Origin of the sequence: Paenibacillus sp. FSL W8-0426, assembly GCF_037969725.1 — a bacterium.
Classification (GTDB): domain Bacteria; phylum Bacillota; class Bacilli; order Paenibacillales; family Paenibacillaceae; genus Paenibacillus; species Paenibacillus hubeiensis.
Window position 1 is genome coordinate 4,259,625 of sequence record NZ_CP150203.1, and the last position, 13,779, is coordinate 4,273,403.

Below are 13,779 nucleotides of genomic sequence, written 5' to 3' on the forward strand. Positions count from 1 at the left end.
CATCATACATAATTGAAACTTTTTTTGAGTGAAGCCATTATAATTTCCATCACCGAAATGTAAATTTAAGTAATTAAACCCATGCTAGACACTGTCCATTTATTTGAAATCATACAATAATGAGATATAGCAAATACATATACTAGAAAAGAGGAGATTGACTTGAAGAACAACACGTTCAAAGGAATTATAATAGGTGCTTCTGCAACCCTTCTACTAACCTCTGGGATTGCTTATGCAGCTGACTATCCTTTCAGTAAGAAACTGACTGCAGTGTACAACAACATTAAAGTAATTGTAGACGGCGTAGCAATAACACCAAAAGATGCAAACGGAAATACGATCGAGCCTTTCATTGTAGACGGTACTACATATCTGCCAATCCGCGGTATATCTTCAGCTCTAGGAAAAGATGTTAGTTGGGATCGGACGACTGCCACTGTCTCCATTGGAAAACAACAGGGAACTGGTAAAATTGTTGGCTTGCACCAACTCACTCCTTGGGAAGGCAAGTTTGAATGGGATGATAAATTAACAGCCTTTGAAATTCTACAAGAAAAGATTCAACCATCGTTAAACTTACGTTCAAATGGGGATCAGGCAGTGTATTTATTAAAAGGAAAATATAAAACGATTTCAGGAAATTACGCAGTATCAGACAAACTGGAAGACGGTTATCTTCGTTCAGTAGTAATCACTGTTGATGACCAAAAAATCTATGAATCCCCGACTCTTTCAAGAGGGATGGAACCGATAAATTTTAATGTTGATGTAGTAGGCGGGAATAAATTGACGATAGAGTTTAACACGCATGGAACGCCTTCTTCATCGGAGCCTTCCAAACTTTGGGATGTTAAACTCACCGAACTCAACTAATATTTGTTCAATCACATCCAACGTTTTCATCATTTCCCTCATAACAGCACATTAATGAAGGCACGCTATGAGGGAAGTGTGTTTCTCCTAATATACTAGAGGCGCTTAACTTGAAGGGAGTTATTCCTGCAGGGGGCATTTTGGACAAAACGGCCCTTACGCGCAAAAAAGCCATTTAACGTGACGTTTTTTGTCTGCCGCTGTTTTTGGATACTCCCTATTATTTCGGCTCGGTTTGCAGTTTGCGATAACAATGAATGACCCTGCGGTACATCGCTTTATCCTTTAATTGATTGAAAATATAAGGGTCTGGCTTGATGTTCACCTCAATGATCCACGGCTTCATCATATGATCCAGGCCAAAATCCACGCCGATCTGCTTCAGATAAGGGTATTTTTTCTTCATATGGCGGGCGATTTGCAATCCGAGCTCATTCATATCCCGAACCACTTGTTCTCTACGTTTTGAGGAAGCATGCGATCCCAACAGCTGGTGAATGTCCATCGGTTTGCCGCCGCTGTGATAATTGGTCACGATTTTCGCGGGGTGGCCCAGCCGACCGATCACCCCGGTAGCTTCCCACTGTTTGTTCGGATTGATCTGGACCATGACCCGGATATCAAAATGCCTGTTGTTGTGCTTGAGCAGGTGGATTCCTCTCTGAACCAGGTACTCCTTTTTCCCTACACGTCGATTCAGGCTGGCATGAAAGGAATCGAAGTCCTCGAATGTCCAACGCCGCTGCTCCCATTGATAGGCATAATGCCGCCGCCCCGCCACTTCCGCTTTGATTACGCCTTTCCCATGCGTACCGCGCTCGGGTTTGACATAAACCATGCCGTATTTGTGGATCATCGATTTCAGATTGGCCGCATTATATCTCTGCGTATCAGGAACGAACGGCCTGATGTAATCGTTACTGAGAATCGCCTTCGTCTTTACCCATTTGCTGCTTAATGGCTGCGATTTACGGACTACCACCACGCTTCCTCTCCCCTCATTCGATGAAAGACTTCCTGCCTCCTCATTAAGACCATGCATTATATGCATAAGGGAATCGGACACCCTACGCAAACGCCCCCGATTAACGAAAATGGATGCGTTCATGCGCCCTGACCATCTCCCTCATGCACACATACCATGAACAAAATGAAAACCAACGCGCAAGGAGCTGAAGAAATGGCCGTTCAGGCTAAAGCGGAAGCCAACAACTCGACCCGAATCGACGTGCTGATCCCCGCGATCGATAAAGACTTGAATACCCTTCCCCATGTCATCGATAGCGTTCGACGCCATGTCCGGCATCCCATTGGTCGAATCTACATCGTATCTCCGGAGAGCAGCGGTATCCGAAAGCTCTGCTCCCGTAAAAACTGTACGTTCGTGAACGAACGAACCGTCCTCCCCTTCACCAAAGACGATATTCATTATCAATCGTACCGGTGGAACCGGTCGGGATGGTTGTACCAGCAACTTTTAAAAATGAACGGAGACCGCGTCGTCAAAGCGCAGCACTTCCTGGTCATCGATGCGGATACCGTCCTGATTCGCCCCCACTCGTTCATGACCGGTAACAAAACTGCATTTTATTGTCGCGATTGGAGCCAACCCGAATATTTCAACACGTACCGCAAGCTGCTGCGCAGCAAAGCCCCTCGGCCCCGTTCATTCGTCACCCACTACATGCTGTTTGAAAAAACGGAGCTCGCTTCATTAAAAAAGAAAATCGAAACGATCCACCGCTTGCCGTGGTATAAGGCAATCCTGTCCAGCATCAACAAGAAGAAGCAATTCGGCTTTTCCGAATATGAAACCTATGCCAACTATATGTACTCAAGTCATGCCGAGCGCATGATCCTGAGGAGCTCGAAGAACAAGAGCCTTTCGAAGGACGCCTCTTCTTTATCGAATCAGGAAATCCGCACATTATCACGCCGATACCGCTCATTGTCCTTTCACAAACGGAAAATCTACAGCAAAGCTCCAAGAGCTTAAGGAGGGCCTCGTGGAAAGAGCGCAAACGATTCCATTCCCCGATGATCCGAAATTCAGGCGGATGCCTAAAGGCTTGTTGGCCTATGGTTAACCGAAGGTCCGTCAGTTAACTGATCGGACTCCCGCAAACGAAAAAAAATCGGGCCCATTTATGGCCCGATCCTTTTGACGTTCCAACTTAGTATAACTGCCGCAGCATACGTGCAGCAACGACGGCACCCTGCGCCCGGCTGGTCGTCCCTTGCGGCTCGAACCTGCCATCTGCCATGCCTTGGAGCAGCCCCAGATCCTGCATGGCCGCGACCGCCTGTTTCGCATACGCGGAAATGCTTTCGTCATCGCTGAATCGGGAAGTCGCCGCTGCTGAAGCATTCGCTGCCTCGCCACCGTGCATAGCTTGCAGCGCCCGCTGCAGCATGACGGCCATCTGCTCTCTCGTCACCGGCTCATTCGCTCCGAACGTGCCGTCTGCTTTGCCGGTCACGATGCCCATCTGCATCCCCCGACGCACCGCCTCGGCATACCACGCATCTTCGTTCACGTCCGCCGGAAGCAAAATGCTCTCCTTTTCGTGATTCATGTCGGCCAACGCGCCCGTAAGCAGCTGCAGGAATTGAGCCCGGGTCAGCGCTTCTTGCGGTTTGAAGCTGTCCCCGGTCATCCCCGACACGACGCCTTTGCCGTACAGTTCACCCACTTCGTTCAAAGCCCACGCATGCTGCTGGATGTCATTGAACGGCACCGCAATTTCGGTCAGCACAAATGTGCCTTGCTCATTCGGTTTGAACGCAAACCGCTTGCCTGCTGCGTCATAATGACTGAACAGAATCGGCTTCAGCTTCCCGTTATCCCGAAGCGTCTGCATAATCAGAACCCGATGATCCGCGCTTGGCCCGGATAGCTCCTCCAACAGCACTTCAATGCCACGGTTCGTCCATGCTACGGGCTCTCCATTGACCGACAACCGGAGCTGTACGATCTCTCTCCCGCTTTTCATGGCCGCTTGTTGTTCGTCGGTTGCATCCGACGGCATTCCCCCTACTCGAATCTCCAGGGCTCCGGAAACGTTGCCCTTCAGCGACTCAAGATCTTCGAGATATACGCGTACACGCGTCTGTTTGAACGATAGCTCCAACACCTGCAGCGATTCGGATCGTACCCATCCGGCGAATTGTCCGGCATCCAGCTTGAAGGTGACCGCTTCCGCGGAATCCGGCACATCGGCAATCAACGTCAATGATTTTTGCCCGCTGCCTAACGCCTTCACTTGCTGCGCCACCTGTCCCGGCGTCGGTTGAACCACATACTCTACGCCTTGGGTCAACGTGCCTTGAATCGTCATCGAAGAACCCCTCGGATCGTTCCCTGTCTCTGCAATGTTCGGTATCGTACCTTCATGGGCTGCATCGCCATGATTTCCGCTGCCGGATGTGCCCGGCTGGGAGGGCTGGGTTGTTCCTCCTGTGCCTGTGCCTGTTCCCGGGTCCGTGGTCTGCGGCTGCTTCACCAGTCCGTTGATCGCTCGCGACAATGCATCGTTGGCGGCGGCAAGCTCCGCCGAAGACGTCTCTTCATCTGCCAGCAGCGTATGTGCCAAATCCAATGCCTGGGTCAGGCCGCTCCAGCTCTCTCGCGTATAATCGCTCTGACGCAACGACTTCACCGCATCCACGGTGGAAGCAAGCGCGGAAGAATCTGCCGGGAACACGCCATACGCTTCAAAATCCAGGAATCCGACCCAGGTCGAACCTGCAGTGACCGTAACCCGGATATAACGGCCTTTCGTACCTTCCGGCAAAACATGCCTCGGGCTCGTCGACACCACGACGTCGCTCGTCGTATCGATCACCGTCGTGAAATGTTCGTTGTCATCCGACACGTCGATGCGGTATTTGATGCCGCCGCTCCACATCGACATTTCGATTTTGCGCAGCACGGCCGTTTGCCCCAGATCGACTTGCCACCAGCTGCCGACGCTCTGATCCGTTCCCCAGGACGTGTTCGGATTGCCGTCGATCGCGCCACCCGGCGAATTTGCCTGCCCGCCGCCCGTACCTGCACTGCTGGATGCTTCAGCCGTCTTGCCTGTCGTCAGCGCTTCCAGCGAAATCAGCCCTTCGGCTGCCCGCTCCAAATCAGCCAGCGACTGGCTCACCTCCGCTTGGATCGCATCCGCCTTGTCACGAACGGCGATGGCAGCCTGCAGCGCTGTTCTGAGCGCATGCCAACTTCGCTTCGTGTAGGAGGATTCCGCAAGCTGCTGCACTTCCCCGATTCGGATGGTCAGAGCCGTTTTGTCCACATCGGATAATCCCTGGATGGCCTTATCCAGCTTCTCTGCCGCCGCATTGACCTCGGTCTGCGTGGAACGCGGATCTGCCCATACACGTTCAGCCTGCTCCAGCGCCTTTGCCAATACCGCCCACGTCGCAGCAGACCAGTCTGCCTCCTTATACGTGCGAGCCTCCTCGATCTTCGCCTGAAGTGCGGTAAGATCGGCCGGAATGACTTCCATGTGCAGCATGACCTCTTCCAAAGCCTGTGCTGCAGCATCGGACGCCGCTTGGGTCAGCCCCGTATTCGCATAGGCTTGTTCGTAGACTTGGCGCGCCTGCTCGATCGCGGGTGCAAGCGTCTTCCAGCTCTCCGCCTCAAAATCGCTCTCCACCAGCGCTTCGGCACGCGAGATCGCTGCCCACAGCCGCTGCCGGTTGGCAGGCTCGATGGCTATGCCGCGTTTATACACATCCAGCGAATCCAGCGCGCGCCCTTCGTAGGAGTAACCCCCATTGCCCGGATATTCGTCGTAATCGAACATGGCCTGGTTCTCCCACGCATCTCCTTCCGAAGCGATCCAGCCTACGTCCGCCGCGATCCAGGCCGGCTCCCAATAGAAAAATCCTGCGCCTTTGTTTCCCGGAACTTTGGCGATCATGTCCATGATACCGGCGATGACATCATATTGACCCTGTACCGTGGCGGGAAATGTCGCTCCGCCTACATGCAGCGATTCCGGCGTGCCGATAATGTTGCCATGGGCATCCCCATTTTTGAACGAAAACGGATAGGACGTCTCCGCGATGATGACATCTTTTCCGTATTTCTCGGCGATAAGGTTCATCGTTGCCTGCACGTCGGCAAACGTGCCGTGCCAGAACGGATAATAGGATAATCCGACGGTGTCGTAATCCACGTTGCCCTTCTCTAGTTCGCCAAAATACCAATCGAACATTTCCGACTTTCCGCCCTCGGCCAGATGGATCATGATCCGCACCTGGTCGCCGCCTTCCACGTCGCGCACGCCTGCAATGCCGCTGTTCAGCAAAGCCGCGTTTTCATCAAAATTCACATTGCTGTTCAGACCGTTTAATACGCCGCTGTTGATCTCGTTACCGATCTGAACCATGTCCGGCATTGCACCAGCCGCTTTAAGCTCGCTTACCACTTTCTGCGTGTATTCCCGAACCGCTGACTTCAATTCCTCGAAGGACAGGTTCTCCCATGCTTTGGGGCGAATTTGCTGGCCAGGGTGAGCCCACTCATCCGAGTAGTGGAAATCGACCAACAGCTTCATGCCTTTGGCCTTCACCCGTGAAGCCATCCGAATGACATCTTGCTTGTCGTTGTAGCCATTCGACTTCTGCGGATCATTCCATAAACGAAGGCGAACATAGTTCACCCCCCGATCCTTCAAAATATCGAGCAAATCCCGCTTCGTACCGTCACTGTCGACATATGTACCGCCATTGTCTTCAATCGCCGTAAGCGTGGAAATGTCCACCCCGCGCGCATAATCGTCGCGATATTGCTGCACCGTGACCGTGGCGGAAGGCTGCACGGAGGCGCCGTACACCGTCCCCGTTACGGTAAAGCTGCCTGCTGCATCGTACTGCCCCGGATCGATCGCAGCCCAGTCGACGGGCACGGCCGCTCGTCTGCCATTGGAATAATGGGCATTTACCTCTTTCGGCAGCTCAGGGGTTACCCTTCTCAGCGTCGACACGCTAACCGAATCATAAGAAGTAATGTCCGCAGGCTCCGTGCCTTCTTCCTGTCCCCAGATTTGAAGCTCGGAGATGGCAGCCCAAGCACCGGTTTCTTTGTAAAATGGCATACTGACTTTCACGTATCTTGCGCCCGATGCCTGAAACTCCAGACTGGCCGTGCTCTCTGCATGATCATTATCCGTACGGTCCACTTGTTTCGTCCACGTTTCCCCATCCACGGATGTCTCGACGGCATACCGAACGACCACATCCGAATCCTTCCAGGTCACCTCGGCGCCGGACAATGCATACGCTTCTTGCAGATCAACCATGACCCATTGCGGACTGTCCGCCGACGTTGCCGCCTTGGCCATCCAATGTGTATCCGGACTCCCGTCTACCAAATGCTCCTTCTTGCTGCCGTACTCCTGGTATTCCGAGCTTACCGATACCGGTTTGTTCAGGGCAACATTTACGTTTGCCGCAGCAGCGGGCCGCGCCGTCCATCCCCAATCACAGATGATCAGCAGCAAGGCCAGACAGCCGCATATGTACTTTTTGTTCACTTTCCGATCTCCCCCTCATGCATTGGCATGCCTTGATTTGTACAAGTGATGCACTAAATCACCTCTAATTGTAAGCGCTTCTATTTGGAGAGGAACACGGCATTTTGCAAAGGAAACAGCAGTTATTGCAACAAAATGCGCCTATCCTTCACGCGCACGGCCCAATGCAAAAAGCCTGTCCCCCTGCCAGATGCCGGCCGGAAACAGGCTTATTCTACTTGAGAGCTGGATATGGGATCGAAGCGGCTGCTGCATCAGATAATAGAGTGTTTCTTCGGCCGATCATTTGTCCAGTTTCAATTCCAATTGAACTTGAATGTCGTTTTCGGTGGACAGTACAACCGAGTGTGGGTTCGTCATGCCAAAGTCTTCGAATGTCACGACCGTGGTTGCGGACAACAGCAATTGGTTGTTTTCTTGCGCCGCTTTGACATCAAACGTGACTTCTTTCTCAATGCCTCTAACCGTTAACGTGCCGTTCATTTTGAAGTCGACCGTTTGGCCTGCCGGCCATTCTGCCGGAACGCCTTCAAACGATGTTGCTGTAAACGTCGCCTGCGGATTCGTTGCGATGTCGAAGAAATCGGCCTGTTTCACGTGCTCGTCGCGCTGAGCGTTGCCGGAATCCAGGCCATCCAGTTCGATCTGTCCGCTGGCGGACATCTGGGATGGATCGTCCACATTCACTGTCCAGGAGCCGCTAACCTGCTCGTCCACGAAGTTGACGGTTTCGCGCGATGTCGTTACGGAGAAATACACTTTCGAACCTTCGGCAATGTTCCAATCGCCATTCAGCTGCTCCGCTCCCGCAGCTTCGCCCGTTGTGGAGCTCGTCTCTCCGCCATCGCTCACCGCGGAACCCGAAGTGCTGGCTGGCAGTACCTGCTCAATCTCGACGTTGTTGCCCAAATAGCTGTTCGCGAAATAATAACCCCCACCACCAAGCACCGCTATCGCGGCTACGCCGGAAATCACCCAAGTCTTCGTCTTTTTATTCATCTCTATTCTCCTCCAATGATTGGTTATTTGTTTGTTCGTTGGAAGTATCTTATCAACCGAATGTGTCAAGATGACGTCAAAACGAAAACCAAGGGAAATTTTCCTTCAATTTTCTGAAAAAAGGGGCCTTGGCTTTGAGAAATGTGATCATGTACAATCAGTTCAGGCCGTGTGCCGATAATAATCGAAGGCAATGGAAAGGAGAAGCCGCTTTGAAATCCATACTCATCGTCGAAGATGAGGAAGCTATCGCACGCGTGCTGGCTGCCTATCTGAGAAAAGCAGGATTCGATGTGCGACATGCCGCGGACGGGCCGACGGCCCACAGCATGTTTGATGCGAGCACGCCTTCCCTCGTTCTGCTGGATGTCATGCTGCCCGGCATGGACGGCTGGGAGCTGCTGCGAATGATTCGTGATAAAAGCGCATGTCCAGTCATCATGCTGACGGCACTGGACGATATACAGGACCGCCTGAACGGCTTGAATGCCGGGGCGGACGATTATATGAGCAAACCCTTTGTGCCGGAAGAGGTCGTGGCACGGGTCAATGCCGTGCTGCGCCGCAATCCCTACTTGACGGCGGGCGGTGCAGGCAAGCGATATTTTGGCAGCCTGGTGATTGACCTGACGGCCAAGCAGGTTTTGCTGCACGGTGCAGAAGTGGCGCTCACGCCAAGAGACTTGTCGCTGCTGCTGTTCCTGTCCGAATATCCCAACCGGACCTTCACGAGAGACCACTTGATCGAACAGGTATGGGGGCTCGACTATGATGGAAGCGACCGGGCCGTGGACTTGTCCATCAAGCGGCTGCGCCAGGCTCTAGGCCAATGGGAATCGGAAACGGGAGAAATTCGCACGCTGCGGGGAATGGGGTATCAATTTTGGATCGCCAACTAAAACCGAATCCGCCCACACGCAAAACATCCATGCTGTCCTACTGGACTCTTCGCTATTTTCTGATTCTTTGTATCGGATTCACCCTGATTGCAGCAGGAGCGCTCTATTGGATTCGCAGTACGTCCATTGAGAAAAGCATGAAAACCGCCGAATTGCTCGGCCTTGAGATCGCGGAAAAAGTGACCGGACCGGGAAACAAGCTGCTCATCCCCCCGGACATCGATATGCTGGTGGACAAGCGGATCAAACTGTTCAACACGGACAACTATTTCTGCATCATGGTGCTGGACAACAACCATCATTTGATGTACTCCAGGCCGAAAATGACGCAGGACGATGTGCGCTATCATCTGTCGGATGACTTGAATGCGCCAAGGAACAAGAACTACGCCGGCGTTACCGTCAACATTACAGACTCGAATGAAACCCTTGGCAAAGTATGGGTCATGCAGTCCAAAAAGTCGCTCACGTTCAGCACGGAAACGTTTGTCATCGTGGTGCTGCTGCTCGCCGCCTTGATTCTGTGCGGCTGGTTCACCATATATTGGTTGTCGCGCAAGCTCTCCAAACCGATCCGGCAAGTCGCCCATGCGGCAGAACAGATCCGAATCGGCAATTATGAGGTCAATCTGGACATCGATACGAAGGAACAGGAAATGAATGAACTTGTCAGCTCCTTCCGGGATATGTCCATTCGCCTGAAACAATTGGAAGAATGGCGCGCCTTGTCCTTGGCTGGGGTCACTCATGAATTGAAAACCCCGGTCACCTCCATCAAGGGTCTGGTCATGGCCGTACGGGATGACATTGTCAGCCCCCAGGAAGGAAAGGAATTTCTCGATATCGCTCTGAAGGAATCTCAGCGGATGGAACGTATGGTCGCCGATTTGCTGGACTATAACGCCATGAGCGCCGGCAGCGTGGCGGTGCGGCATGAACGTATCGATCTCCATCTGCTGGTAAGGGAAATCATCTATCAGTGGAGGATCACCTGCGAGGACAAAATGCCCGAGATTGAATTGGAAGCGTCAACGGGCACGCAGTATGCGATCGGCGATGCGCTCCGCGTTCAGCAGATCATCGTCAACTTGCTGAATAACGGGCTTCAAGCCATGTCTGATGAACAAACGCCTGCGTTCCGGATTCGCCTGCAAGCCGAGGGAGAGCATCTCTCGATCGATGTACGGGACTATGGCACAGGCATTGCTCCTGAAGACCAGCCCAAAATCTTCGAACGCTTCTACCGCGGCGAACTCAAAAAACGCCGGACTCGCGGACTCGGACTTGGTTTGACTTACAGTCGTCTGCTCGCCGAAGCGCAGGACGGAGAACTGTTCCTCGCTTCCAGCAGCCCGGAAGGCAGTATCTTTACGCTAAGGCTTCCGCTCTGGACCCCGGCGGATCAGCACAAGCGCGAGCAAACCTACCGTTCTCCGGTCAATGCTTGACACACCGATGGCAGACCAAAAACACCTCCGAAAGATTCTCTGACGAAATCTTCGGGGGTGTCAATTTCTTCAAGATCAAAAGCTAAGTCGTTACCGGTCTCGGCATGTATTCGGAATAAGCCTCTGTCACAAACTGCTCTTGCAGCGAACGGCCGGCAATGATCGCTTTCCGCTTGGCTTTGAGAACGATCTGCTCCACGTCGGCGAAGCTGCAGCCTTCGAGGCGGTTGCATATGTAGTCCGGTAATCCCGGTTCGTGTTCGAAGGAACCGATCAGCTTGCCCACATACGTCTCACGGCTTTGGCGATCAGGCATGGTATAATTTATTTTTGTATCGAAACGACGCCATATCGCATGATCCAACTGTGCGTCCAGATTGGTCGCCGCCATAAACACACTTTCCCCTTCCCACTCATCCATGCATTGCAATAAGGTGTTGACCACCCTCGCCATTTCTTTCACTTCATCATTCGATTCCCGGGTACGGGCAATGGCATCGAATTCGTCCATGAACAGCACGCACGGATTCGTTCGGGCATATTCAAACAGCTTGCGGACGTTAGAGCCGGTCTCTCCGAGATGACTGTGGATGATCGCATCCAGACGGACGAGCACAAGCGGCAGCTGCAGTCGGGCTGCCAAATACGAAGCGGTTAGCGTTTTACCCGTTCCCGGCGGGCCAAACATGACCAACCTGTTCGGCAAAGGTACATCGTGAGCCGCAAATCGCTCCTTCATGCCTTGGATCGCAATAAATTCTTCGACGATTCTTTCATTTTCTGCGGAAAATACGATATGTCTCGCTTTGCGCTCACATTCTTTGCTTGTATAAAATGCAGCCATATCCATGCCTTTAGCTCGCGGCATACGGTAGGAATTCATAGATTTGCCCATGATCTCGGATGCTCCTCATTTCATCGTGGTTTAATCGTAATTATTACTATTAAACAATAACATAAGAAGCCCATTTTGCAAAGGCTGTCTAGTTATTATGCAAATCATCCATGGACTACAGATCATCCTGTTGCAAGCGTGCCCAATATTTGTTATTCTTAATTTGCATTCTTGTAAAACGCAAAAAAGCCCTGCATCTCATGCTAGAGCAAATGATCAGATTCGCAAGCGGCAACTTGCTAAGTCTGGAGCGTTTTACCATGAATGACAATTCCGATAAAGCGAGGTCACAATCATGGCAAAAGACGTATTGTGTGAAGTTAACTCCTGCCGTTACTGGGCTCAAGACAACAAATGCAGCGCTTCTTCCATCTACATTGTAAGCCACAGCAACAAAGAGGCGAACACTTCTTCTGAAACAGATTGCAAAACATTTGAAGTAAAATAAACATCTCTCTTGAAGGAAAGGGACCCTGGCCGGTTCCTTTTCTTTTTGTATTGTAACAAGAATGATAATTATTATCAAGCTTTATTTTTAAAATGTTCCCCGGTTTTGCTCACGGATGCACATTCGGGCGCCTCCCCACGTAAACTACGGCAGCAGGAAATCTGCCCATGACCGAATCGATCCAAGAGGTGAATGTGTATGCCCGCTAAAAACGGCCAGCAGTATATCAACCGCATCGACGAACAAACCGTCCCTTGCTGGTACAAGGGAGAGCTTTTGAGCGGTAAACGCTCCGAACATTTCGCGTTCTCCGGATTGATGCGCACGCAAGCGAAAATGTATGACTTGCAGCATGACCCGCAATGGGCCGACGTGATGACCTATGCTTCCCCATCCGACGGGAGCCCTGTAGGCATGTCTTTTCTTCCGCCCACCGATGTCAACGATTTGCGCAGACGCCGAAAAGCGATGAACATCTGGTCAGGCATCCACCATGGTTTTCTGGGGAGATCTCCGGATTACATGAATACAGCGATTATGGCCTTCTATACTGCCGCAGAAGTACTTAACGAAGCATCGCCGCAATATGCCGAAAATTTGAAAAATTATTACGCCTACTGCCGGGACAATGATATCACCCTCTCTCATGCCTTCATCCAGCCGCATGCGAGCAAAATTTCGGGTCTGTTGGATTCCACGGAAGAATCGATCGCCGCCAAAATCGTGGAACGCACCCATGAGGGCCTGATCGTCAGCGGCGCGTTTCTGATGGCGACCCAAGGCGCCACCTCGGACGAAGTCCTTGTGTATCCTTCGCCTTCGCCTGCACCATTCGAAGACGAGAACCCGTTTGTTTTTGCCTTCGCGGTGCCCAATGACTTGCCGGGAATTACAATGGTATGCCGGGATAGTTACGCGGCGGAGTCGGATTTCAATTACCCGCTCAGCTCCAAATACGAGGAAATGGACAATTTGGTGATCTTCGATCATGTGCTGGTGCCCAATGACCGAATTTTTTTCGCCGGAGAAGAGGAACTGTCCCCCCTCCTGTTTCGGGAAAGCCATTTCCACGTTCATGCCGGTCATCAAGTGCTGTGCCGGTATATTGCCAAAACCGAGTTTCTGCTCGGAACGATCCAATTGTTGACTGATACGCTCGATTTGGGCTCCGAATCACATGTTATCGAAAAAACAGCCCGCGTGATGGCAGGCCTGGAAACGTTGAAAGCATTATCCGTTGCGGCAGAGGAAGGTGCCATTCCGGACGGACGGGGGTTTGTTTTGCCTGCCCCCAAACCGTTATTGGCCGCCAACCTCATCTATCCCAAGCTGTATCCCGACATCATCGAAATTTTGCAGCTCGTCGGTTCGAGCGGCATGATCATGATCCCGCAAGAAGAAGACTTCCGCTCGGCTGCGGCGGCACACCTGGAAACGTACCTGAAAGGCAGCGATTTGGCATCATTTGAACGGACCGCTTTATTTCGTCTCATATGGGAACTCGGCGCCGGATCATTCGGCGGGAGACAAAAGCAGTTCGAACGTTTCTTCTTCGGCAACACGATTACAGCGTCGGGCCGACTGGTTTCGGCTTATTCCGGCGATGATCGCTTCCGCAAACAAGTGCTTGATTTCATCACGGATACAAACCGCTAAACGTTAGGCC

General features: G+C 52.1%; 10 protein-coding genes. 6 read left to right on the forward strand and 4 right to left on the reverse strand.

The annotated features are described in order from the left end of the window. Positions 1-162 precede the first annotated feature (162 nt). Positions 163-876, forward strand: coding sequence for a stalk domain-containing protein (locus MKY59_RS18890; protein WP_236411930.1), 714 nt, complete (start codon positions 163-165; stop codon positions 874-876). A 220-nt stretch (positions 877-1,096) separates the two neighbouring features. Here the strand turns inward: MKY59_RS18890 and MKY59_RS18895 are convergent, their stop codons facing one another. Next, the gene (locus MKY59_RS18895) at positions 1,097-1,861 is read right to left on the reverse strand and encodes a YheC/YheD family protein (protein WP_236411924.1); all 765 of its coding nucleotides are present in this window, start codon (positions 1,859-1,861) and stop codon (positions 1,097-1,099) included. Positions 1,862-2,056: 195 nt separating this feature from the next. Between MKY59_RS18895 and MKY59_RS18900 the strand changes: the two genes are divergently transcribed. Further along, the gene (locus MKY59_RS18900) at positions 2,057-2,872 is read left to right on the forward strand and encodes a DUF6492 family protein (RefSeq protein WP_339273127.1); all 816 of its coding nucleotides are present in this window, start codon (positions 2,057-2,059) and stop codon (positions 2,870-2,872) included. Positions 2,873-3,050: 178 nt separating this feature from the next. Here MKY59_RS18900 and MKY59_RS18905 read toward each other — a convergent pair whose 3' ends face one another. Further along, complete coding sequence (locus MKY59_RS18905) at positions 3,051-7,424, reverse strand: glycosyl hydrolase 53 family protein (protein ID WP_339273129.1); 4,374 nt, start codon at positions 7,422-7,424, stop codon at positions 3,051-3,053. Positions 7,425-7,706: 282 nt separating this feature from the next. Then, positions 7,707-8,423 (reverse strand): YceI family protein, encoded by a 717-nt coding sequence (locus tag MKY59_RS18910; RefSeq protein ID WP_236411915.1) that lies wholly within the window; start codon positions 8,421-8,423, stop codon positions 7,707-7,709. A gap of 212 nt (positions 8,424-8,635) precedes the next feature. Between MKY59_RS18910 and MKY59_RS18915 the strand changes: the two genes are divergently transcribed. After that, entirely contained in the window at positions 8,636-9,322 is a 687-nt protein-coding gene (locus MKY59_RS18915; protein ID WP_236411913.1) for a response regulator transcription factor, read from the forward strand. Continuing rightward, positions 9,307-10,770 (forward strand): HAMP domain-containing sensor histidine kinase, encoded by a 1,464-nt coding sequence (locus MKY59_RS18920; RefSeq protein WP_339273132.1) that lies wholly within the window; start codon positions 9,307-9,309, stop codon positions 10,768-10,770. Before MKY59_RS18915 ends, MKY59_RS18920 begins: the two co-directional genes overlap by 16 nt. An 82-nt stretch (positions 10,771-10,852) precedes the next feature. On the opposite strand, the gene MKY59_RS18925 is transcribed toward MKY59_RS18920, so the two are convergent. Beyond that, the gene (locus MKY59_RS18925; RefSeq protein ID WP_339273134.1) at positions 10,853-11,665 is read right to left on the reverse strand and encodes an ATP-binding protein; all 813 of its coding nucleotides are present in this window, start codon (positions 11,663-11,665) and stop codon (positions 10,853-10,855) included. A 295-nt stretch (positions 11,666-11,960) separates the two neighbouring features. Between MKY59_RS18925 and MKY59_RS18930 the strand changes: the two genes are divergently transcribed. Then, positions 11,961-12,113 carry a DUF1540 domain-containing protein gene (locus tag MKY59_RS18930; protein WP_339273136.1) on the forward strand — a complete coding sequence of 51 codons (153 nt, stop codon included), beginning with the start codon at positions 11,961-11,963 and terminating at the stop codon, positions 12,111-12,113. Between the two features lie 198 nt (positions 12,114-12,311). Continuing rightward, the gene (locus MKY59_RS18935) at positions 12,312-13,769 is read left to right on the forward strand and encodes a 4-hydroxyphenylacetate 3-hydroxylase N-terminal domain-containing protein (protein WP_339273138.1); all 1,458 of its coding nucleotides are present in this window, start codon (positions 12,312-12,314) and stop codon (positions 13,767-13,769) included. The last annotated feature ends 10 nt before the right edge of the window (positions 13,770-13,779 follow it).